The sequence below is a fragment of the Flavobacterium inviolabile genome, from assembly GCF_013389455.1.
GTDB classification, from domain to species: Bacteria; Bacteroidota; Bacteroidia; order Flavobacteriales; family Flavobacteriaceae; genus Flavobacterium; species Flavobacterium inviolabile.
In genome coordinates, this window is record NZ_CP058278.1 from 1,415,874 (window position 1) to 1,440,158 (window position 24,285).

Genomic DNA, 24,285 nt, shown 5'->3' on the forward strand with positions numbered 1-24,285 from the left:
ACAAAACCAGCAACAACTTAATACACAAATAAAATGAGTACTGAAACCTTCGGATTTGAAACCCGGGCCATACGTTCGCAGTTAGAACGTTCACAATATTTGGAACATTCCGTGCCTTTATACCTTTCGTCAAGTTTTGTCTTCGAAGATGCCGAAGACATGAGGGCTTCCTTTGCCGAAGAAAAAGACCGGAATATCTACAGCCGTTTCAGCAATCCGAATACGACCGAGTTTGTAGAGAAAATCTGCCAGATGGAAGGAGCCGAAGCCGGATATGCTTTTGCAACCGGAATGGCAGCGGTCTATTCCACCTTTGCCGCATTGCTGAACTCCGGAGATCATATTGTTTCCGCCAGCAGTGTCTTTGGTTCTACACACACGCTGTTTACCAAATACTTCCCGAAATGGAATATCACGACGTCCTATTTTAGCATTGCCGAACCGGAAACGATTGAACGTTATATTCAGCCGAATACAAAAATCCTGTATGCCGAATCGCCAACGAATCCTGCTGTAGATATACTGGATCTGGAATATTTGGGAGCGCTTGCGAAAAAGCACAACCTGATCCTGATTATCGACAACTGTTTTGCAACACCCTATATCCAGAACCCGATACAATTTGGTGCCGATCTGGTGATCCATTCGGCAACAAAACTAATAGACGGTCAGGGAAGGGTACTGGGCGGTATCACGGTAGGAAAAGAAGATCTGATCCGTGAGATCTATCTGTTCTCCCGGAATACCGGTCCGTCTTTATCGCCGTTCAATGCCTGGGTATTGTCTAAAAGCCTGGAAACTTTGGCGGTAAGAGTCGAGAAGCACTGTGAAAATGCAGAAAAAGTAGCGGCATTTTTAGAAGAACACCCGAATGTAAAAACGGTGAAGTACCCGTTTTTAAAATCCCACCCGCAATATGAGATCGCTAAAAAGCAAATGCGATTGGGCGGAAATATTGTCGCTTTTGAAATCAAAGGCGGTATTGACGCCGGAAGACAATTTCTGGATAAGATACAATTGTGTTCCCTGTCGGCTAACCTGGGAGATACCCGGACGATAGTAACACATCCGGCATCGACAACACACAGTAAACTGACGGAAGAAGAACGACTCGCAGTGAGCATTACCGATGGACTGGTACGCGTATCGGTAGGACTGGAAACGATAACCGATATTATTAACGATTTAAAACAGGCGCTATCCTGATAAGCAATAACTTATAAGATAGATTTGGTTGGTATAAAACAATTGCTTTACTTTGCACTGTTCTTATACACACTGAAATGTTATCACGAAAGGCGGAGGGATTAGACCCATTGAAGCCTTAGCAACCCTTTATCTATAAAGAAGGTGCTACATTCTACCTTATAAACGGAACCTGTTTCGGTTTAAGGATAGATAACAAAGAATACTTTTCTGGTATTCTCCTCCAATTTTCTGATGACATTTTTTTATTCCGGACCCGGTTCGGAAGCTGCTAAAGACAATATAAAACTGTCCCGGTTTTCGTATATCCATACGTCAACTGCGTTGTAAACAGTATTGTGCTTTGGCAAAGTTTGTGAACAAAATAAAAAACAAACCAATGTCAAAAATTAAAGAAGCCATACAAAACAGGATACTCATTCTCGACGGAGCAATGGGAACCATGTTGCAGCGCTATAACTTCTCTGAAGAAGATTTCAGAGGCGAACGTTTTAAAGATTTTCCACATCCTTTAAAAGGAAATAACGACTTGCTGTCGCTCACTCAGCCGCAGGCAATCCGTGAAATTCATGCCAAATACTTTGAAGCCGGAGCCGATATTGTGGAAACCAATACTTTTTCCGGCACTACTATCGGTATGGCCGATTATCATCTGGAAGACCTGGTGTACGAACTCAACTACGAATCGGCTAAAATAGCCCGTGAAGTCGCTGATGAGTTTACGTCCTTAAACCCTGAAAAACCAAGATTTGTTGCCGGTTCCATCGGGCCGACCAACCGTACGGCAAGCATGTCGCCGGATGTAAACGACCCCGGATTTAGGGCGGTTACTTTCGACGATTTGAGAATTGCCTATAAACAGCAGGTAGAAGCGTTGATCGATGGCGGAAGCGATATCCTTTTGGTCGAAACCATCTTCGATACGCTCAATGCCAAAGCGGCCTTATTTGCAATAGATGAGGTAAAGGAAGAACGCAATCTGGATATTCCTGTCATGGTGAGCGGAACAATTACCGATGCTTCCGGAAGAACATTATCCGGACAAACCGTAGAAGCCTTTTTGATCTCCATCTCTCATATCCCCTTGTTAAGCGTAGGCTTTAACTGCGCCTTGGGAGCCGATCAGCTAAAACCCTACTTAAAGCGATTGGCACACAACACGTCCTTTAATGTATCGGCACATCCGAATGCCGGATTGCCGAATGCTTTTGGACAATATGACCAGACGCCGGAAGAGATGCAGTTGCTGATCAAAGAATACTTAGACGACAACCTGATCAACATCATCGGAGGATGCTGCGGAACAACGCCGGAGCACATCAAACTAATTGCTGAAGTGGCAAAAGAATACAAACCAAGAATTTTAGAAGTAAACGCATAATGGCAGAAGCAGACTGTAAAAAATATTTAAAATTATCAGGACTCGAACCGTTGTTAATCACACCGGAAAGTATTTTCGTGAATGTCGGGGAACGTACCAATGTTACCGGCTCGCGAAAATTTTTGCGTTTGATAAAAGAAGAGAAATATGAAGAAGCATTAGATATTGCCCGGATGCAGGTAGAAGGAGGGGCACAGATTATTGATATTAATATGGATGAAGGAATGCTGGATGGTGTTTATGCCATGACAAAATTCCTGAATCTGATTGCCTCCGAACCGGATATTTCAAGGGTTCCGGTAATGATTGACAGTTCCAAATGGGAAATCATTGAAGCCGGATTAAAAGTAGCCCAGGGAAAATGTGTGGTAAACTCCATCAGCTTAAAAGAAGGGGAAGAACTGTTTATTCATCATGCCAAACTCGTAAAACGATATGGTGCAGCGGTAATTGTCATGGCCTTCGATGAGGTCGGACAAGCCGATACTTACGAACGCCGTCTCGAAATCTGTAAACGTTCGTATGACGTTTTAGTAGATAAAGTAGGATTCCCGCCCGAAGATATTATTTTCGATCCCAATATTTTCCCGGTAGCAACCGGAATGGAAGAACACCGCCGTAATGCGATCGATTTCTTTCTGGCAACAAAATGGATCCGGGAAAACTTGCCGTATACCAATGTGAGCGGCGGGGTGAGCAATGTTTCCTTTTCTTTCAGAGGAAACGACAGGGTACGGGAAGCGATGCACTCAGCCTTTTTATACCATGCCATTCAGCACGGTATGTCGATGGGTATTGTCAATCCGGAAATGCTGGAAGTATATGATGAGATCCCGAAAGACTTACTGGAACATGTAGAAGATGTATTGTTAGACCGCCGGGACGATGCCACCGAACGCTTGCTGGCATTTGCCGAAAATGTAAAAGGCGATGTAAAAACAACCGAAAAACAGGCTCAGGAATGGCGAACCGGTTCGGTACAGGATAAACTCACGTATGCTTTGGTAAAAGGAATCGATGAGTTTATAGAAACAGATGTGGAAGAAGCAAGACTACAGGCAGCGAAACCTATTGAAGTAATTGAGATCAACCTGATGAACGGTATGAATGTCGTGGGCGATTTATTCGGCAGCGGAAAAATGTTCTTGCCACAGGTTGTAAAATCGGCACGGGTTATGAAAAAAGCGGTTGCCTATCTGTTACCTTTTATTGAAGCGGAAAAAGGAGGGGCTTCCCGTTCTGCCGGAAAAATACTGATGGCAACCGTAAAAGGCGATGTACACGATATCGGTAAAAACATCGTATCGGTAGTATTGGGATGCAACAACTTTGAAATTATCGATCTGGGAGTAATGGTACCACCCGAAAAAATCATTGAAACGGCGGTAAAAGAGCAGGTCGATATTATCGGATTAAGCGGACTGATCACGCCGTCATTGGATGAAATGGTTTACCTGGCCAAAGAAATGGACAAACTGAATATCAAAATTCCGTTGATGATTGGCGGTGCGACCACTTCACGCGCACATACGGCAGTGAAGATTGCACCGGAATATTCCGACACCGTAGTCCATGTAAACGATGCCTCTAGAGCGGTAACCGTTGCCGGAAACCTGATTAATCAGCATGTAAAGCTTGATTATGCGAAAACCATCCGTTCCGAATATGATGAACTGCGCGAAGGATTCCTGAATCGTTCCCGTGATAAAAACTTCCTGACTATTGAAGAAGCACGAAAAAACAAACTTCAGTTGGATTGGGATGGTTTTACGGCACAGCAGCCCAATTTTACAGGAATCCGGACAATAAGCCTGAATGTAAGCGAACTGGTTGATTATATCGACTGGACACCGTTTTTCAGAACCTGGGATTTACACGGGAAATACCCGAATATCTTAGAAGATGAGGTAGTAGGCGAACAGGCGGTGATCTTATTCCAGGATGCGCAAAAAATGCTGCAGCAATTAATTGCCGAAAACTGGCTGGAAGCCAAAGGGATTTACGGCATCTTTCCGGCCAGCCAGGTTAATGATGACGATATAGAACTGTATGATGAAAACGGAAATGTACTCGACACCTTTTTGACGTTGCGCCAGCAATCCCAAAAAACAAAAGGAGCACCGAATATAGCGCTATCCGATTTTATCACGCCGAAAACCATTGGCAAAAAAGACTATATGGGCGCTTTTTGCGTGACCACAGGATTTGGTGTCGATGAAAAAGCGGCGGCTTTTGAAGCGGAACATGACGATTACAACTCCATTATGATAAAAGCATTAGGCGACCGTTTTGCGGAAGCTTTTGCCGAATACCTGCATGAAAAGATCAGAAAAGAAATCTGGGGGTATGCTTCCGATGAGGTATTGAGTAATGACGAACTGATTTCCGAAAAATACAAAGGGATTCGTCCGGCTCCGGGATATCCGGCCTGTCCGGATCACCTGGAAAAAAGTACCATCTGGAAAGTATTGCAAGTCGAAGAAAATATAGGGGTAACGCTAACGGAAAGCCTGGCGATGTGGCCGGCGTCTTCTGTATCCGGATACTATTTCGGCAACCCCGAAAGCAAGTATTTCGGACTCGGGAAAATCAAAGAAGACCAGGTCCGGGATTATGCCAAACGAAGAAATGTTTCCTATGAATATGCCGAAAAATGGCTTAACCCGAATATCGCCGACTAAACGAACAAATAATATAGTACTGAAATGAAAGTTACCCAACATATAGAAAACGCCCAGGGAAAATCATTATTTTCCTTTGAGATATTACCGCCTTTAAAAGGACAGAACATCCAGTGTATTTTTGACAACATTGAACCTTTAATGGAATACAAACCGCCGTTTATAGACGTGACTTACCACCGGGAAGAATACGAATATAAAGAATTGCCAAACGGACTGCTCGAAAAGAGGATCGTGAAGAAACGTCCCGGAACAGTTGGTATTTGTTCGGCAATTCAGAATAAATATCAGGTGGATGCCATTCCGCATATTTTATGCGGCGGGTTTACCAAAGAAGACACCGAAAATTTCCTGATTGATATGGACTTTTTGGGGATCGATAATGTTGTGGCATTGCGTGGTGATGCGGTAAAAAGTGAGATTTACTTTAAACCGGAAAAAGAAGGAAATCATTATGCCAGTGAACTGGTAACCCAGATCAGCAACCTGAACAAAGGGATCTACCTGGATGATCATTTGCAAAACACGAACAAGACCAACTTTTGCATTGGTGTGGCCGGTTATCCGGAAAAGCACATGGAAGCGCCCAGCCTGGACAGTGACATTCACTTTCTGAAACAAAAAATACACAACGGAGCCGATTATATCATCACCCAGATGTTTTTTGACAACCGTAAGTTTTTTGAATTTGTAGCCAAATGCCGCAAAGAAGGGATCACAGTTCCGATTATACCGGGGCTAAAACCAATATCGACAAAGAAACAATTAAACCAGATACCACATCGATTTAAAGTGGACTTACCGGATGACCTTATTATGGAAGTCGTAAAGGCAGCCGATAACGAAGCAGTCAAACAGATCGGAATTGAATGGTGTATTGAACAAAGCAAAGAATTGGTAAAGGCCGGAATACCGGTCTTACATTACTATTCGATGGGCCGTTCCGAAAACATCAAACAAATAGCCGAAGCGGTTTTTTAGATCCGGAACATCTTACGGACGTAACACCTGGCGGATTTTTAAAATCTGGCAGGTGTTTTTTTGTGGAATGCCCCTTACAAAGGTATCATTCCGGCACGAGGCAGCGGAATCCCGGTACAAGCCAAACACATTTTCGAAAATTAGCCTGAAATAAATATATTCTTATATATTTGCTTGTTTTCAAAAAATCAGATGCGCGTTTATTTTAATCTTTTATTACTTTTTTCATGTATTGCCTTCTCACAAACTGCAAAGGAAAAGCAGTATTTTGTGGATGCCAATTACTTTTACGGAAACATACTCCCGCACAATAACGCAATCAAGCATTTGATAACGGCACATCCGGAAGGCGTTTTGCTTAGTGTGAGCCGTAAAACTTTTGGCGATAAAGCCTGGCAGGCAGAATATAATTTCCCGGATTACGGACTTTCTTTCCAGTACCAGCACAATAAAAATGAAGCCCTGGGAAATATGTACGGGGTATACGGGCATTACAGTTTTTACTTTTTAAAGCGAAACCTGCAATTCCGTGTAGGGCAGGGAATCGCTTACAATACCAATCCGTACGATAAAGAAAATAACTTCAGGAATTTTGCCTATAGTACCCACCTGATGCCGTCCACCTATTTTATGCTGAATTATAACCGGCAGCAAATCTGGAAAGGGCTGGGATTACAGGCGGGATTGTTACTGGTTCACCATTCGAATGCCAATATCAAAGCGCCCAATACCAGTACGAATACGCTGGCCTTTAACCTCGGACTCAACTACAACCTGGAACAGCAGGAACCGGAATATCAGCACACAAAAGACAGCGTGCGTTTTACACAGCCTTTAAAATACAATGTGGTATTTCGCAGCGGAGTGAATGAAAGTGATGTGATTGGCAGCGGACAATATCCGTTTTATGTACTTTCTGCCTATGTAGACAAACGCATTGGCCGGAAAAGTGCTTTGCAGCTGGGAGGAGAAATATTCTGGTCTAAATTTCAGGAAGAATACATCCGCTATATGGCAATTGCCTATTATGAAAAAAACAATGATCCCGATGTAGATTATAGGAGAGCCGGTGTTTTTGTAGGGCATGAACTGTTTGTTAATAAGCTTTCTTTTGAAGCACAATTGGGAGCCTATGTTTATAATCCGGCAAAAATTAACGGATCGCTATACCAGCGGATAGGATTGAAATATTATTTGTCTGATAAAATATTTGGCGCCTTAAGCTTAAAGACCCATGCGGCAAAAGCGGAAGCGCTTGAATTTGGTCTGGGAATCCGATTGTAATGATGAAAGTAACAAAAAAACATACCGTTATTTACCTGCTCCTGCTCGCTTTTATGGGGCTTTCTTCCTGCGATTCCGGGAATGCACCGGATTGCCTGATGTCTGTTGGAACAATCGTTTCCAATGAGATTGCTGTAGCAGATTTTGATAAAATCAATATAGCCGAAGGAATTGAACTGATTGTAAAACAGGGAGCGGAAACCAAAGTGGTTCTGGAAACCGGTACCAACCTGGTTCCGGGAATCAGTATTTCGGTAGCTGACGGAGAGCTGTTTTTGCGAAACTCCAATGGCTGTAACTGGCTGCGGGAATATAACACCACCAGAGTATATGTAACCGTTCCGGATTTGAAGAACATTTATTCGGCTTCACAGTTTAATGTGAAATCAGACGGAGTGTTACACTTTCCCGATTTTAAACTGCAATCCGGAATGTTTGCCGACACGGCTTCCGGTATTTTTGAGCTGGAGGTAAACTGTACGAATCTTGTTGTAGAAGACAACCGCGCGAGCCTATACCGGATTTCCGGGTATACCGAAAACTTGAATATCGCTTTTTACTCCGGGGAAGAACGTTTTGAAGGACAAAACCTAAGCGTTCAGAATGTTTATGTATTCCAGAGAAGTACCAACGATATTATCGTAAAACCGCTCCATGAAATAAAAGGCAATATTTACAGCACCGGAAATGTCGTGCTCAAAAGTACGCCGTCAACGGTAGAAGTTACCCAGCATTATACCGGGCATTTAATCTATAATTAAACTTATTTCTTTTTGGTCATTTCACGGAAAACAGCTTCCAGATTCTTGTTTTTAAGATTCAGCTGTAACGTTTTTAATCCGTTATCCTGCGCAAAATCAAAAACAACAGGACGCATGTCCTTATCGGTCGAAAACGTAAGCTCCCAGGTATTATCGTGAATGTTCTTGTAGGACTTCAGGTTAGAGATCTTAGCAATAAATTCCTCCTCGATCTTATAGTCAAATTCCACTTCGATAACCTGTTCTTTTTCTTCAGACATCAGGTTGTTCAGTTTCTTGTCGGTAACGATTTTACCATTGTTAATGATGATGACGCGGTCGCAGATGGCTTCCACTTCCTGCATAATGTGTGTAGAAAGAAAAACGGTCTTGTTCTTACCGATGCTTTTAATCAACTCGCGGATTTCAACCAGCTGATTCGGATCCAGACCCGTTGTCGGTTCATCCAGGATCAATACCTCAGGATCGTGCAATAAGGCTGTTGCCAACCCGACACGCTGACGGTATCCTTTTGATAGTTCTCCGATTTTTTTATGGCTTTCCGGTGTTAATCCGGTTAAAGCGATCACATCGTCAATACGCGATTTCGGAACTTTATATACGTCGGCATTAAAAGACAAATACTCACGAACGTACAAATCAAGGTATAACGGATTGTGTTCCGGCAAATAACCCACGGCTTTCTGTACCGCTTTCTGAGCCGCATTAACATCATTTCCGTTTACGGAAGCAGTGCCTTCATCGGCGTTTAAAAAAGTCGTTAATATTTTCATTAAAGTTGATTTTCCCGCGCCGTTAGGGCCCAGAAAACCAACGATTTCACCTTTTTTAATGGAAAAAGAAACACTGTCCAAAGCTTTTTGCTCGCCGTAATTCTTAGATATATTTAGAACCTCAATAGACATATAATACCTGATTTGGAGCAAAAATAAGAAGAAAATGATGCGGATTATTTTTAAAAACTTAAAATTTTCAAAAAATGTAGGCTGGAAATAATTTTTTACTAATTTTGTCCTTCAAATCGCTTAGCAAAAAAAGCAATGAATTCAAATAACACTTTTTATTACAACAATTTCTTTTATTTTTTCTGGAGAGAAGAAAGGGATTGTCGTATGGTTATTTGATTGAAATCAAAAATTTAGTAAACAACTATAGTACACACAATCCCGATGGTCTCATCGGGATTTTTTTTTGGCGTTATGGAAAGAAAAATAGCAATTCAGGGAATAAAAGGCTCTTTTCACCACCAGGTGGCAAAAGAGTATTTCAACGAAAATAAATTGTTGATTGAATGCATGTCGTTTGATGAATTGGTTAAAAATGTAGTAGGGAACAACCAGAATTTAGGCATCATGGCATTGGAAAATTCAATAGCGGGTTCGATCATTCCGAACTATGCTTTAATCGATAACAACCGGCTGCACATCATCGGGGAACACTATCTGGATATCCGGATGAACCTGATGACATTACCCGGGCAAACGATTGAAGATATTCAGGAAGTACACTCACATCCGATAGCCCTGCTACAATGCAAAAAGTTTTTTAGCGGCTATCCGCACATCAAACTGGTGGAAGATGCCGATACTGCGGAAACCGCAAGACGCATCCGCGAAAAAGGATTAACCGGTATTGGCGCAGTAGGCAGCAGCGTAGCTTCCGAAATGTATGAACTGCCCATTATTGCCGAAAACATACACACCGTAAAAAGTAATAAAACCCGATTTGTAATCGTAAAAGCTGAAAATTCCGTGATACCGAAAAATGAGATCAACAAAGCGTCTTTAAAATTTGAATTGGACGACATGCAGGGAAGCCTTGCCGGGATTCTGAATATCATGAATGAATGCAGGCTGAACCTCACTAAAATTCAGTCGATGCCGGTAATAGAAACGCCCTGGCAGTATTCTTTTTTTGTGGACATCACGTTTAACGACTATGCAGATTACGAAAAAGCAAGAAAACAACTGGAAGCGGATACAAAAGAATTTAAAGTTCTTGGAGAATATAAAAAAGGAGCGGTATGATAACAACAGCAAGAAGATTAGACCACGTGCAGGAATACTACTTCTCCCGGAAACTGAGGGAAGTGAGAGCACTACAGTCTGCAGGAAAACCGGTAATCAATATGGGAATCGGAAGTCCGGATTTAGCACCGGCCACCGCAGTAATGGAAGCGGTACAAAAAGCAATGTTACAACCTATGGCACACCAATATCAGAGTTATCAGGGATTACCGGAACTCCGTGAGGCGATGGCTCATTTTTATAGCCGGAATTTTCATGTGACGGTAAATCCGGATTCGGAGATTTTACCGTTAATGGGATCAAAGGAAGGGATATTGCACATTGCAATGGCGTTTTTAAATGAAGGGGACGGAGTGTTAATTCCCAATCCGGGCTATCCGACTTATGCATCCGTAGCCAACCTGGTAGGAGCAGAAAGTATTTTTTACGATCTGAAGGCCGGCCGCAATTGGGAACCGGATTTTGAAGCCCTGGAAAAACAGGACCTTTCCAACGTGAAATTAATGTGGGTAAGCTATCCGCACATGCCAACCGGAGCCACCGGAAGCCTGGAATTGTTCGAAAAACTGGTGGCATTCGCGAAGAAGCATCATATATTACTGGTAAATGACAACCCGTATAGTTTTATACTGAATGACAATCCGCAGTCTGTTTTACAGGTGGAAGGCGCTAAAGAAGTAGCCCTGGAACTAAACTCACTGAGCAAAACCTTTAATATGGCTGGCTGGAGAGTAGGGATGGTGCTGGGCGAAAGCAAACTGATCCAGGCCGTATTAAAGGTGAAGAGCAACATGGACAGCGGTATGTTTTACGGCATTCAGAAAGGCGCTATTGAAGCCCTGAAAAGTGATGCCGCCTGGTTCGGACAGCAAAATGAGATCTATACCCAAAGGCGGCAGCTAGTTTTTGAACTGGCACAAAAGCTGAACTGTACGTATGATGAAAACAGTGTGGGCCTGTTTGTCTGGGCAAAACTTCCGGAAGGGGAAACATCGGCGGAAGCCTTTGTAGACCGGTTATTGTACGATAAAGATGTATTTATCGCACCCGGAACTATATTTGGAAGCAATGGAGAAGGATATATCCGTTTTTCATTGTGTGTGGAAGAAGCGAAAATAAAAGAAATTCTAAACCGGTTTTGATGGAGGATAATGAAAAAGAAAATGTTTTTATAATAGGATTGGGATTGATAGGCGGCTCATTGGCACTGGATATCAAAAAGGCAAATGCCGCTGCGGTTATTTATGGAATAGACCATAGCGATGCCCATCTGGAAGAAGCATTACAGCTGGGGATCATTGACCGGAAAGCCGGTTTTGAAGCCCTGCCGGAAGCCGACTGGGTCATACTGGCCATTCCGGTTGATAAAATGGTAAGCGTTTTGCCGGAAATACTGGATATCGTAAAAGAAGATGCCGTAGTTTTGGATGTGGGTTCCACGAAAGAACAAATCTGTAAAGCCGTTGAAAATCATCCTAAAAGGCGTAATTTTATTGCTACGCATCCGATAGCGGGCACCGAGTTTTCCGGACCGTCCGCAGCACAGGAAAAATTGTTTGAAGGAAAGACAAATATTATCTGTGAAGTTGAAAAAACGGCTTTTACCATTCAGGAAAAAGCGTTGCAGCTGTTTAAAAAGCTAAAAATGAGAATCCGTTATATGGATCCGAAATCGCATGATAAACACATTGCCTATGTTTCGCACCTGTCGCACATCAGTTCGTTTATGTTAGGAAAAACGGTTATTGAAGAAGAAAAAAACGAGCGGGATATTTTTGATATGGCCGGAAGCGGATTCGAAAGTACGGTGCGGCTGGCAAAAAGCTCCCCGGCTATGTGGACGCCCATTTTTCAGCAAAATAAGGAGATGGTATTAAAATCCCTTTCGGAATACATTGACAATTTGAATAATTTTAAAGAATTATTAGTAACAGAAGACTTCGGATCGGTTTATGCCGAAATGGAGCAAACCAATAAGATAAAAGAGATATTAAAAGGAATACATTTAAGAAAAGAGATAAGTTATGGAGAATAATGCAGGAATGAGAACATGGTTAGACGCATTCAATTTAAGCCATCCGCTGGTAATTGCAGGACCATGCAGTGCCGAAACAGAAGAACAGGTTTTAAAAATAGCACACGAATTAAAAGACTCTGACGTGAGTATCTTCAGAGCCGGTATCTGGAAACCGAGAACAAGACCGGGCGGATTTGAAGGCGTGGGCGCTATCGGTTTGAAATGGCTGCAGCGTGCAAAAGCGGAAACAGGGCTGTTACTGGCTGTGGAAGTGGCCAATGCCCACCATGTGCAGCTGGCATTGGAGCACGATGTGGATGTGTTGTGGATTGGTGCCCGGACAACGGTAAACCCGTTTGCCGTTCAGGAAATTGCCGATGCTTTAAAAGATACCGATAAAATCGTATTGGTTAAAAATCCGGTGAATCCCGATTTGTCCTTATGGCTGGGCGGTGTAGAGCGTTTGTACAATGCGAATATTAAAAAGCTGGGAGTGATCCACAGAGGATTTTCGACCTACGAGAAAACAAAATACAGAAACAATCCGGAATGGCAGCTGCCGATAGAGCTGCAAAGCAAATTCCCTGATTTGCCGCTAATCTGTGATCCGTCGCACATTACCGGAAAAAGGGATATGATACTGGAAGTATCGCAACAGGCATTGGATCTGAATTATGACGGTTTGATTATTGAAACCCATATTGATCCTGAAAATGCATGGAGCGATGCCGCACAGCAGGTAACCCCGGCAGCTTTAAAACAAATTTTCAGAGACCTGCGAATCCGTAAGGAAACGGACGAAGCAGATGAATACAATCAGAAATTAGCCGGACTGCGTACGCAGATTGATGAAATCGACAGCAAGCTTCTGAATATTTTAGGAAAGAGAATGAAGATCGCAGACAGTATCGGGGCGTTGAAAAAAGAACGCAATGTTGCGGTTTTACAAAACAAACGCTGGAATGAGATTTTAGGTAAAATGGTACTTGAAGGAGAAGAAAGAGGGTTGAGTGAAGAGTTTATTTTGAAAATGTTTAAAGCGATTCACCAGGAAAGTATTGCGCATCAGGAAAAAATTATAAATAGTTAACAGTTTTTTTGAAGAAAATTCGTATCATCGCGGGATTTTTTAAAAAACGATGTATGAAAAAACTATTACTATTATTGGCTGTTACGTTATTCAGTAATTTTTCAGCTTTCTCACAGTATAAAATGGAAAATGTTTCCATGACTTACGGTGAAGAGATCACCGAAGAGAAAGGTAAAATTATCAAGATTATTGGAGAGACCAATAACAAAATTTATGCGCTGGGTCTGAAAGGGAAAAGCGATTATTTCTTAAAGATCTTCGAATCCAAAGCAATGAAGCTGATTTCGAATAAGCCTATTGTATTGCCGGAACTGAAAGACAAAGACATTGATTTTGAGGAAATAGTTATACTGAACGGCAGACTGTATGTGATTGGAAGTGTTTACCACAGAAAAGACAAGGTTTTTACATTGGTAGGAATCGAATATTCGGAAGATGGTAAGCTGAGCAATAACATGACCACGATGTTTGAGGCACAGGTTGCCAGAAGTTCAGACCGTGGCGGATTCTATTTTAAAACATCGCCGGACGAGCACATGCTGCTTGCCATGCACACGGCGCTTTATGAAAAAGAAGATGCGATGAAATATGAATTGAAATTGTTTGATCCAAGTCTGAAACCGGTTTTTACGAACATTGAAAAAGTGTCGTATGATGACGATAAGAAAGATTTTGAATTCACAATTGCCGATTTTGACGTGAATACCAAAGACGATGCTTTTGTGGTAATCAATGAAAGCTACCGCGACAAAAAGAAAAAAGAAAAAGTAGAGAAATTTCAGGTATTTGCTTTCAAAAATGAAAACGGATACAAGAAAGATGTGATTGATATCAATTTTACAGGAAAAGAAATTATTAACTGTAAAATGTTGTCAACCAGTAAAAACACGGTACAATTGGTAGGTTTTTATTCCAGTGTCCGCGAAAACGGAAAAGCGAATAAAGAGCTGAAAGGCGTTTACAATGCTACAATTAATTTAGGGACTAATACGAACGATAATCTGAAATTTAACGAGTTCGATTATGCAACCAAAGTGAAATTGTTAGGAGAGAGAAGAGCGAAAAAAGGGAAGGATTTAAAACCGTTGTATATCATTCACTCTATTATTGAGAAAAATGACGGCGGGCTTATCGTGATCTCAGAATACCGATTTGTATATGTTGGTCAGAAACAGGGAATCGGACCGTTAGGAGTACAGCCGATAACCTATACAACTAACGAAATGATTGTTACGTCGTTAAAACCGGACGGTTCATTGGATTGGAGTAATGTGGTGGCAAAAGACCAGTCGGCTACCGTTACGGTGGCTTCGCTGAACTTCTTTGGAGTAGGAGGCGGATCGTCAAACTTTAACGTAGCACTGGGATTATCGATCCCGTTAGGGGTTATGGGGAAAGGACCGGAGTATTTAAGTGCTATTCCTATTTATAAAGACGGGCAGTTGAGTATCCTTTTCAATGACAATAAAAAGAATAAAGGAATTACCGATATCGAAGAGATCAAATCGTTAGGAAACTATAATAATGCGGTTCCTACGGTATTTGTTTTTGATGATAAAGGGCAGATTTCCAGAAAAGATCCGGAAGAAGCAATTAAAAATGAACTTGTAATCCGACCAGGAATTTACTACAGAAAAAATGAGAAAGAATTCTTGATCTATGCATCCAGAAAATCTCAGGATAAGTTAGGAAGAATGGTTTTACAATAATAAGATTCAGAAAAGGTTGCTTAAAAAGCAACCTTTTTTTTGTAATAAATAAAGATGGCTATCTTTGCAGTATGACAGGAGTTGTTTATAAATCTACAGGAAGTTGGTACAGCGTTAAAACCGAAGATAATCAGGTTTTTGAATGCCGTATAAAAGGTAAATTCCGAATGAAAGGTATTAAGAGTACCAATCCTATTGCAGTGGGTGATGTTGTTGATTTTGAGTTGGACAATTCCACCGATGAAATTGCCGGTGTTATTCACAATATACACGACCGGAAAAATTATATTGTCCGCAAATCGGTTAATCTGTCGAAGCAGACGCACATTATCGCGGCGAATATCGATATGGTTTTTCTTTTGGTGACAATTAATAATCCGCCAACCACAACCAGTTTTATCGATCGTTTTCTGGTAACAGCGGAAGCTTACGGAATTGAAGCGGTGTTGCTGTTCAATAAAATCGATACTTACGATGAGGCAACGCTGGACGAGCAATTGTATCTGCAATATGTTTATTCTAATATCGGTTACAAATGCCTGCGTATTTCTTCAACTGAAGGTAAAGGGATTGAAGAACTAAAAAGCCTGATGAAAGATAAGGTATCCATGTTCTCCGGACATTCGGGTGTGGGGAAATCAACACTGGTTAATGCTCTGGAGCCTACTTTGAATTTAAAAACCAAAGCAATATCCGATCAGCATCAGCAGGGACAGCATACGACCACTTTTGCAGAAATGTTCGAACTTTCTTTCGGAGCCCGCATCATCGATACGCCGGGCATCAGGGGATTTGGAATTGTAGACATGGAAAAACAGGAAATAGGAAACTACTTTCCGGAATTCTTTGCGTTAAAAGACCAGTGTAAATTCAATAACTGCCTGCATAAAGAAGAACCGCATTGTGCGGTTAAAGATGCTCTGGAAAATGACGAAATAGCCTGGTCGCGTTATAAAAGTTATATCCAGATTCTGGAAGGAGAAGACGAACATTACCGAACGGATATTTACGGCGAAGGAAAAGCAAAAGATACCGAATAAAAAAATACGATTTGAAAGCAGTAATACAAAGGGTTTCGGAAGCTTCGGTAACCATAGACGGAAAAATTACCGCCGAAATTCAAAAAGGACTATTGGTGTTAATAGGAATAGAAGATGCCGACGGAGCAGACGACATACAATGGCTGACTTCTAAAATAGCGAATCTCCGCATTTTTGGCGACGAAAATGAGGTGATGAATTTATCCGTGAAAGATGTTGATGGCGCGATGATCGTGGTAAGTCAGTTTACCTTACATGCCCAGACCAAAAAAGGCAATCGCCCGTCGTATATTAAAGCGTCAAAACCCGATGTTGCCATACCGCTTTATGAAGGTTTTGTGCGCCAGATGGAGACAGAACTCGGTAAAAAAATCCAGACCGGTGAATTCGGTGCCGATATGAAAGTCCGCTTGTTAAACGACGGGCCGGTAACGATCATTATTGATACGAAGAATAAAGAATAAAACAGCAGATCGATGGCGTAATGCTAAAGGCATTCTCAGGACTGTTACTAAAATAAAGCCCCCACACTAACATCTTAATAATTAAGGAATGAGAAGAAAATTACTATTTTTTTATGCTCTGATTTGTGTGGTAGCCGGCAGCTATGGCCAGACACGAATGCTGGGCAGGGTTTCTGCCGAAGAATTGCAGCAGAAAAGGCATCTTAAAGATACCAGTGCTGCCGCTGCAGTCGTGTTTAAAAAAGGGCTGACAACATTTAAAGTAGGTACCGACTCCAAATGGTATGTCTATACGGAAGTACAGGAAAGGATCAAGATCTATAAAAAAGAAGGTTATGGCTATGCAAACAAGCAGGTGCCGTATTACAATAATGAGGGAGCCGGTGAAAAAGTAGTCTTCGAAAATGCTTTTACCTACAATTTAGTGGATGGCAAAATAGAAAAAACAAAACTGAATAAAGAAGGGGAGTTTAAAGAAAAGTTCAACGAAAACTGGGATATTAAAAAGATTGTTATGCCTGCCGTAAAGGAAGGCTCGGTCGTGGAATATCAGTATACGATTGTTTCTCCGTTTATTACAGATTTACGGGACTGGGACTTTCAATATTCCATCCCGGCAGATTTTGTGACCTACCAGATCAATATTCCAAGCCATCTGGTCTATAATCAGATCATTACCGGATCAACAACCATCAATAAGGAATCGGCTGTGGCAAGTAGTCTGAACGGAGATTATGCGGAAACAAAGCTAACCTATACCGTAAAAGATATTCTTGCCATCAAAGAAGAAAAATATGTGAACAATATCAAAAACTATATTTCAAGCTTAAAATTTGAGTTGGTAGCAGCCAGTAATAAACTGGGAAGTAAATCCTTTGCTCAGAACTGGAATGATGTAGCGAAGAATATATATGAGGATACCGATTTCGGAAGACAGCTGAATCTTAAATCCTATTTTGAAGAAGAACTGGGGCTGGTTTTAAAAGGAGCCGTAGATAAGGATGAAAAAATGAAAACGGTCTTTGATTTTGTCAGGCAAAGAATGGTCTGGAATGAAAAAAACGGTTACCTGTGCCGGGATGGTGTAAAAACAGCCTTTAAGAATAAAGCGGGTAATGTGGCCGAGATTAACTTAATGCTCACGGCAATGTTGCGGTATGCTGGATTGGATGCCAATCCTGTTTTGGTCAGTACCAGGAATAATGGTATTGCCCCGTTTCCTTCCCGTACCGCTTTTAATTATGTTATTGCCGCCGTTAAAACTGCAGATAAAACCATTTTTCTGGATGCAACAGATAAAAATGCCGAACCGGATATTATCCCTTTCAGGGCAATAAACTGGGTAGGCAGAATAATCAGAGCAGATGAAAGTTCGGAAGAAGTAGAGCTGATGCCGAAATTTAAATCCAGAGAAAACAGTATGATAATGGCCGAGCTGAATAAGGAAGGCGTGCTTTCAGGCAAGATCCGAAAACAATACCAGGGCTATAATGCTTTTGAATTTAAAGGAGATTATGGCGGTTTTACAAAAGAGAAAAGGATTGAAAATATCGAGAAAAAGTACGACGGAATCGAATTGGGGGACTACTCGGTAGTGTATCCTGCAGATTTCTCTAAACCGGTAACCGAAGATTATTCGTTTTCGCATAGCAATATGATTGAGGCAATTGGCGACAGATTGTATTTTGCGCCGCTATTGTTTCTGGCAATGAACGACAATCCTTTTAAACTGGAAAAAAGACAATATCCGATTGATTTTATTTATCCTTTTCAGTGGAAATATGTAGTCAGTATCAAAGTTCCGGAAGGTTATGTGGTTGAATCGTTGCCAAAATCGGCGACCATTACGATGGAAGAGCAAATAGGAACTTTTAAATACGATATTGTTGACAATGACCGGCAACTGCAACTCATGGTGTTGTTTGATATTAATTATGCCAATATACCGGAATCGTATTATGATAACCTGAAAGGTTTTTTTAATGAGGTCATTAAGAAGCAGACAGAAAAAATTGTACTTAAAAAAAGCTGAAATCCTAACGTTTCTATCCGGCCAGGTCGGTCGTGAAAGTAACGGGGAATGTTATTTAATTGCAGAAAGGGAAATAGAATTAAAGCCATAATGATGAATTCAAAAACTAAATATACCGTACTGTTGATCCTGTTTTGTTCGCTGTGGGCATTTGCTCAGGAAGCCGTTGTTATTCCTGACAGTCTTCGGGAAAATGCAAATGCCATTGTAAAAACGGATAAAACGCTAATTCAGGTTTTGTCGGTCAGGAATATGCTGATCAGTAAAAAGAAAACGGTCATTGTACTCAATGAACAAGGGCTTTCCAGTATCGAAGGGGATTTGTATTATGATAACTCAACTAAAATAAAAAATGTTGAAGCGATTATTTATGACAAATCCGGAAAAGAGATCAAAAAATTAAAGCGAAAAGATTTTTTTGACCATAGTGTGGCAGATGGTTTTTCTGTTTTTTCAGATAACAGGGCACTTACATTAAACTATGTTGCCACGGAATATCCGTTTACGATTGAGCTGAACAGCGAAACGGAAACGTCCAATACCGGATTTGTAACCACCTGGTATCCGATTACCGGCTATGGACAGAGCCTGATGAAAAGTGAATACAGGATTACCTATCCGTATGACCTGAAGCTTAAGTATAAGGAATACAATCTGGATAAATTTAAAGCCGTAAAAACAGCTAAAGGTACCGAACTTGTTTTTGTACTCGAAAATGTTCCGGCCTTAAAATATGAAGAATATGCACCCGGTTTCACGAAGTTAATACCCTATGTCCGGTTTGGATTTGGCAAATTCTCGTTAGAAGGCACGGATGGTGTGGCAGACAACTGGAAAGACTTCGGATTGTGGATGAATGATAAATTGCTTCAGGATGTACAGGAACTGCCGTTAGAAACGCAGAACACGATAAAAAAACTGGTGGAAAATGAAAAGAGCCCGATAGAAAAGGCGAAAAAAATATACCGGTATGTACAGGATAAAACCAGATACGTCAGTATTCAGGTAGGTATTGGGGGATGGAAACCAATGAAAGCCGCAGATGTAGACAGGTTGGGTTATGGCGACTGTAAAGCGCTGTCTAATTATACAAAATCGTTATTGAATGTGGTTGGAATCCCCTCTTATTATACCGTGATCTATGGCGGAAAAGAAAAGGAAAACCTGCAAAACGATCTTGTTTCAATCCAGGGGAATCATGCTATTTTAACAGTGCCGGACAATGGACAGTATTATTTTCTGGAATGTACCAGCCAGGTGTATCCTTTTGCCTATCAGGGAAAATTTACAGATGACCGCTATGCTTTAATTGTAAAACCGGATGGAGGCGAACTGGTCAAAACGAATGATATTCCGGATAAAGACAATGCGCAGCAATCAAAGGGACGTTATACCATTGATCCGGAAGGAAACTTTAGCGGCGAAATTGCTATTCGATCCGGAGGAACGCAGTATGAGAACAAATACCTGATGGAACGAAAATCCAAAGAAGACCAGGAACGGTTTTATAAACACTATTTTTCCAATATCAATAACCTGAAAATTAATAAAGTTCAGTTTGAAAATGATAGGGACAAGGTAATATTCCTGGAAAATATTGCGGTTCAGGCAGAACGATATGCTACTATTTCCGGGGAGCGAATGCTTTTTCCTGTCAATGCTTTTAATGTAAGCCGGGAATTGCCGCAACGTTACAGAAACAGAAAACTGCCGTTTGAAATCGGTAGGGGATACCATGATTATGACGAAGTAACGGTACAGTTGCCGGAAGGATTTTCTGTGGAAGGATTACCGCAGAATATTGCCTTAAAAACAAAGTTTGGCGAGTATAAAACAGACTATAAACTTGAAGGAAAGGACAAATTGCTTGCGATACGCTCTGTAACAATATTCAGAGGGTATTATGCAAAAGAAGAATATGAAGATTTTAGAAAATTCCAGGAACTCATTGCCAGAAATGACAATGCAAAAATTAGCTTAATTAAAAATAAATAATGATGAGAGTAACATTACTTAGTGCTTTGTTTTTTTTCATAACGGTACAAATATCTGCCCAAAAGTTCGATATGGGAAAAGTGACGGTTGAAGAATTAAAACAAACGGAACACCCTAAAGATCCCAAAGCAGAAGCGGCTGTTTTGTATAAAAAAGGAAGAACCTATTTTGAGTTTCACCCGGACAAAGGATTTCGAACCATTACGGAGGTGGAAACACGAATTAAAATTTATAAAAAAGAAGGTTACGACTGGGCAAATTTTGTCATTGATAATTATGTAGACAATAATTCCAAGGAGAATGTTTCGTTTACCAATGCCTGTACATATAACTTAGTTGACGGGAAAATTGAAAAAACCAAGCTGAAAAGCGAAGGTATTTTTGTTGAAAAAACCAATAAATACAGAGAGCGCAACAAAATTGTACTTCCTAACGTAAAGGAATTGTCGGTTATTGAGTTTAAATATACCCAGGAATCTCCGTTTATCGGTGCTTTTAAAGATTGGAACTTCCAGATGGCAATTCCGGTGAATCATTCGGAGTATGTAACGCAAATTCCGGAATATTATATCTATAAGACACAAATGAAAGGAGCACTTGTGCCAAAAATAGAAAAGACAAGTTCTACCGGAAGTTATAGAGGAAAGGTAACACAAAAAGTAAATGGCGACGGAGGATACAGTAATGTAAAATCCAATCTGGATCTGGATTATCAGGAAGCGAACATCACCTATACCTTAAAAGATATTCCGGCAATGAAAGATGAAAGCTATATCAATAACATCAATAATTACAGAACGGCATTACTGCATGAACTGACGTCCATTAAATATCCGAACCAGCCATATAAAGATCTTTCTACAGATTGGAATACGCTGGTAAAAAGAATTTATGAAGGAGAGTTTGGAAGCGAGCTGAACAAAAGAAGTTATTTTGAAGAGGATCTGGCGGCAATATTAAAAGGAATCAGTAATCCGGATGAAAAGATTACAACTATTTTTAACTTTGTAAAATCCAGAATGACCTGGAATGAATATGTGGGCTATATCTGCGAAAAAGGAGTGCGTACAGCCTATAAGGAAAAAGTAGGAAACACCGCAGAAATAAACCTGATCCTGATAGCGATGCTAAGAGAAGCGGGAATAGATGTGAATCCTATTTTGTTGAGTACAAGAAGCAACGGAATTGCCTTTTTCCCAAACAGATCTTCTTATAACTATGTTATAGCCGGAGTTCAGTCTGGTGATCGTTTGTTGCTTTTAGATGCGACAGATAAGAATGCAGGTGTCGATATTATGCCTTTCAGAGCGCTGAACTGGTTTGGAAGAATGGTGCGTAAAGACGGAAGTTCAGACGATGTGGAACTGGTTCCTAAAAACCTGTCCAGAAACGTAGTAAATATCATGGCAACCATTGGGGCAGACGGAGTATTGAAAGGAATGGTACGCGAACAGCATTTCGATTATTTTGCCTATATGTACAGAGCGTTGTATGGCGATTTAAATCAGGAAAAATATCTGGAAAAACTGGAGAAGAAATATACCGGAATTCAGATAGAATCCTATAAAGTAGCCAATGCAAAGGATATGGCGAAACCAGTTGTAGAAGATTATAATTTTACGCATGAGGCAATAGTTGAAAGAATTGGCGATAAAATATATGTTGATCCGATGTTGTTTTTTGCCCAGACGGAAAATCCTTTTAAACAGGAAAAAAGAGAATATCCGATTGATTTCTCCTTCCCGAATCAGGAAAAATACATGATTAACCTGACCATACCGGATGGTTATGTGGTAGAATCGGTTCCGGCGCCAATAAGTATGGCAATGGAAGAAGACATGGGAAGCTTTAATTTTAATATTAATACTTCCGGAAATAAAGTACAGCTGGTGGCATCTGTAGATATTAACTGGTCATTGGTTCCGGCAAGTCACTATGAAATACTTAAAAATTTCTATAAGACAATTATTGAAAAACAAACAGAAAAAATAGTTCTTAAAAAAGCATAAGATGGATATAAAAAACGCACAACAGGACGTTGATAACTGGATTAAAAACCACGGGGTTCGTTACTTTAACGAACTGACGAACATGGCGCAGCTTACAGAAGAAGTTGGAGAAGTAGCCCGAATCATTGCCCGCCGTTATGGGGAGCAATCGGAAAAAGAAAGTGATAAAAATAAAGATCTGGGTGAAGAACTGGCAGATGTTGTTTTTGTGGTTTTATGTCTGGCGAATCAAACGGGAGTCGATTTACAGGCGGCGTTTGATAAAAAACTGGACTTAAAAACAAAGCGGGATCACGATCGTCATCACAACAATGAAAAATTAAAATAGACGCATCAGGGCATAAGTGCCTGTAATACCTGGAACAATGAAAATAAAACTCCTGCCTTCCGAAATAAACAGTTCGTCTGCAATTGCCATAACCGGCTCTAAAAGTGAAACCAACAGGCTGTTATTGCTGCAGGCCTTGTATCCGGAACTGATTTTAAAAAATACATCCAATTCCGATGACAGTCAGGTCATGACCAAAGCATTGAAGTCGGAAGAAACGGTTGTGGACATCCATCATGCCGGAACAGCGATGCGTTTTCTGACTTCCTATTTTGCAGTTCAGCAGGGCAGAGAAGTGGTATTAACGGGTTCTTCCCGAATGCAGGAACGCCCGATCAGTATTTTAGTGGATGCGCTGCGACAATTGGGTGCCGATATCACATACGAAAAAACGGAAGGGTATCCGCCCATCCGTATAAAAGGAACAAAAATTGAGAAACGGCAGGTAAGCCTGAAAGCGGATGTCAGCAGCCAGTATATTTCGGCATTGCTCTTAGTGGCACCCGGTCTGGAAAACGGACTGGAGCTCACGCTGGAAGGAACACTCACGTCTATTCCATATATTAAAATGACACTGGCATTGTTAGCCGAAATCGGGATAGCCACAACATTTGAAGGCAATACAATCACGGTTGCCCATCAGGCAAAAACAATCACAGCACAGGAAGTAACGGTGGAAAGCGACTGGAGTTCGGCATCTTATTTTTATTCGATTGCCGCCATGGCAAAACCCGGAACAACGATTGCACTGACCAGCTATAAAGAAAACAGCTTTCAGGGCGATAGCGACCTGGTGGCACTATACCGTCATTTTGGAGTCGAATCCGCTTTTGAGAACAATACGCTTATGCTGAAAAAAACAGCTGTAAAGATCGAAGACGCACTATCGTTTAACCTGCAGAACACGCCGGATATCGCCCAGACGATTGCCGTGACTTGTTTTGGTTTGGGAATAAGCTGCCACCTTAGCGGTTTGCACACTTTAAAAATTAAAGAAACGGATCGTTTGCTGGCATTGCAAAATGAGCTGACAAAATTAGGCGCTGTAATTACAGTCACTAATGACAGTCTTACGCTGGGAGCCGCTGCGGTTATAAACCCCGACGTCCGTATTGCAACCTATCAGGATCACCGCATGGCGATGGCTTTTGCACCCTTGGCATTACGGGTTCCGTTAGTTATAGAGGAAGCCGGAGTAGTCTCAAAGTCATATCCGGATTTTTGGGAAGATCTTAAGAAAATCGGCTTTAAAATACAGGAAATAAATGAGTAAAATCCAA

At 41.1% G+C, this 24,285-nt stretch carries 19 protein-coding genes and 1 riboswitch; of the genes, 18 read left to right on the top strand and 1 reads right to left on the bottom strand.

The annotated features are described in order from the left end of the window. Window positions 1–33 precede the first annotated feature (33 nt). From HW120_RS06170 to HW120_RS06195, 6 genes are all read left to right on the top strand, one after another. On the top strand, window positions 34–1,206 hold the full coding sequence (locus HW120_RS06170) for a trans-sulfuration enzyme family protein (RefSeq protein WP_177732097.1): 1,173 nt from the start codon (window positions 34–36) through the stop codon (window positions 1,204–1,206). 77 nt (window positions 1,207–1,283) lie between these two features. Beyond that, window positions 1,284–1,405, top strand: a riboswitch (SAM riboswitch). A 180-nt stretch (window positions 1,406–1,585) separates the two neighbouring features. Beyond that, entirely contained in the window at window positions 1,586–2,587 is a 1,002-nt protein-coding gene (locus HW120_RS06175; protein WP_177732100.1) for a homocysteine S-methyltransferase family protein, read from the top strand. Then, window positions 2,587–5,268 carry a methionine synthase gene (metH, locus tag HW120_RS06180; protein ID WP_177732103.1) on the top strand — a complete coding sequence of 894 codons (2,682 nt, stop codon included), beginning with the start codon at window positions 2,587–2,589 and terminating at the stop codon, window positions 5,266–5,268. Before HW120_RS06175 ends, metH begins: the two co-directional genes overlap by 1 nt. 24 nt (window positions 5,269–5,292) lie before the next feature. Then, entirely contained in the window at window positions 5,293–6,249 is a 957-nt protein-coding gene (gene metF / locus HW120_RS06185; RefSeq protein ID WP_177732106.1) for a methylenetetrahydrofolate reductase [NAD(P)H], read from the top strand. Window positions 6,250–6,441: 192 nt separating this feature from the next. Continuing rightward, entirely contained in the window at window positions 6,442–7,533 is a 1,092-nt protein-coding gene (locus tag HW120_RS06190) for an acyloxyacyl hydrolase (RefSeq protein ID WP_177732109.1), read from the top strand. Next, window positions 7,533–8,294, top strand: a complete 762-nt coding sequence (locus HW120_RS06195) for a head GIN domain-containing protein (protein ID WP_177732112.1) — start codon at window positions 7,533–7,535, stop codon at window positions 8,292–8,294. Before HW120_RS06190 ends, HW120_RS06195 begins: the two co-directional genes overlap by 1 nt. 2 nt (window positions 8,295–8,296) lie before the next feature. Here HW120_RS06195 and gldA read toward each other — a convergent pair whose 3' ends face one another. Further along, a complete protein-coding gene (gldA, locus tag HW120_RS06200) occupies window positions 8,297–9,199 on the bottom strand; it encodes a gliding motility-associated ABC transporter ATP-binding subunit GldA (protein ID WP_177732115.1) in 903 nt (300 codons plus the stop codon). A 294-nt stretch (window positions 9,200–9,493) separates the two neighbouring features. Here gldA and HW120_RS06205 point away from each other — a divergent pair, with 294 nt between their 5' ends. The 12 genes from HW120_RS06205 to HW120_RS06260 all read left to right on the top strand — a co-directional run bounded on the left by HW120_RS06205 (window position 9,494) and on the right by HW120_RS06260 (window position 24,278). Then, a complete protein-coding gene (locus HW120_RS06205; RefSeq protein ID WP_177732118.1) occupies window positions 9,494–10,321 on the top strand; it encodes a prephenate dehydratase in 828 nt (275 codons plus the stop codon). Further along, the gene (locus HW120_RS06210; RefSeq protein ID WP_177732121.1) at window positions 10,318–11,463 is read left to right on the top strand and encodes a pyridoxal phosphate-dependent aminotransferase; all 1,146 of its coding nucleotides are present in this window, start codon (window positions 10,318–10,320) and stop codon (window positions 11,461–11,463) included. Before HW120_RS06205 ends, HW120_RS06210 begins: the two co-directional genes overlap by 4 nt. Then, window positions 11,463–12,356 (top strand): prephenate dehydrogenase, encoded by an 894-nt coding sequence (locus tag HW120_RS06215; RefSeq protein WP_177732124.1) that lies wholly within the window; start codon window positions 11,463–11,465, stop codon window positions 12,354–12,356. Before HW120_RS06210 ends, HW120_RS06215 begins: the two co-directional genes overlap by 1 nt. After that, entirely contained in the window at window positions 12,346–13,428 is a 1,083-nt protein-coding gene (locus HW120_RS06220; RefSeq protein ID WP_177732127.1) for a bifunctional 3-deoxy-7-phosphoheptulonate synthase/chorismate mutase type II, read from the top strand. The genes HW120_RS06215 and HW120_RS06220 overlap by 11 nt, the downstream gene beginning before the upstream one ends. A 53-nt stretch (window positions 13,429–13,481) precedes the next feature. Then, window positions 13,482–15,137: a hypothetical protein gene (locus HW120_RS06225; RefSeq protein ID WP_177732130.1), complete on the top strand. Its 1,656-nt coding sequence runs from the start codon at window positions 13,482–13,484 to the stop codon at window positions 15,135–15,137. A gap of 71 nt (window positions 15,138–15,208) precedes the next feature. Then, on the top strand, window positions 15,209–16,177 hold the full coding sequence (rsgA, locus tag HW120_RS06230) for a ribosome small subunit-dependent GTPase A (protein ID WP_177732133.1): 969 nt from the start codon (window positions 15,209–15,211) through the stop codon (window positions 16,175–16,177). An 11-nt stretch (window positions 16,178–16,188) separates the two neighbouring features. Beyond that, complete coding sequence (dtd, locus tag HW120_RS06235) at window positions 16,189–16,641, top strand: D-aminoacyl-tRNA deacylase (RefSeq protein WP_177732136.1); 453 nt, start codon at window positions 16,189–16,191, stop codon at window positions 16,639–16,641. Window positions 16,642–16,729: 88 nt separating this feature from the next. Next, complete coding sequence (locus tag HW120_RS06240) at window positions 16,730–18,673, top strand: DUF3857 domain-containing protein (protein ID WP_177732139.1); 1,944 nt, start codon at window positions 16,730–16,732, stop codon at window positions 18,671–18,673. Between the two features lie 90 nt (window positions 18,674–18,763). Further along, a complete protein-coding gene (locus HW120_RS06245; protein ID WP_246297043.1) occupies window positions 18,764–20,668 on the top strand; it encodes a DUF3857 domain-containing protein in 1,905 nt (634 codons plus the stop codon). A gap of 71 nt (window positions 20,669–20,739) precedes the next feature. Further along, window positions 20,740–22,677 (top strand): DUF3857 and transglutaminase domain-containing protein, encoded by a 1,938-nt coding sequence (locus HW120_RS06250; RefSeq protein ID WP_246297044.1) that lies wholly within the window; start codon window positions 20,740–20,742, stop codon window positions 22,675–22,677. 1 nt (window position 22,678) lies between these two features. Beyond that, the gene (locus tag HW120_RS06255) at window positions 22,679–23,005 is read left to right on the top strand and encodes a nucleotide pyrophosphohydrolase (protein WP_177732141.1); all 327 of its coding nucleotides are present in this window, start codon (window positions 22,679–22,681) and stop codon (window positions 23,003–23,005) included. A gap of 37 nt (window positions 23,006–23,042) precedes the next feature. After that, complete coding sequence (locus HW120_RS06260) at window positions 23,043–24,278, top strand: 3-phosphoshikimate 1-carboxyvinyltransferase (RefSeq protein ID WP_177732144.1); 1,236 nt, start codon at window positions 23,043–23,045, stop codon at window positions 24,276–24,278. Window positions 24,279–24,285: the final 7 nt, after the last annotated feature.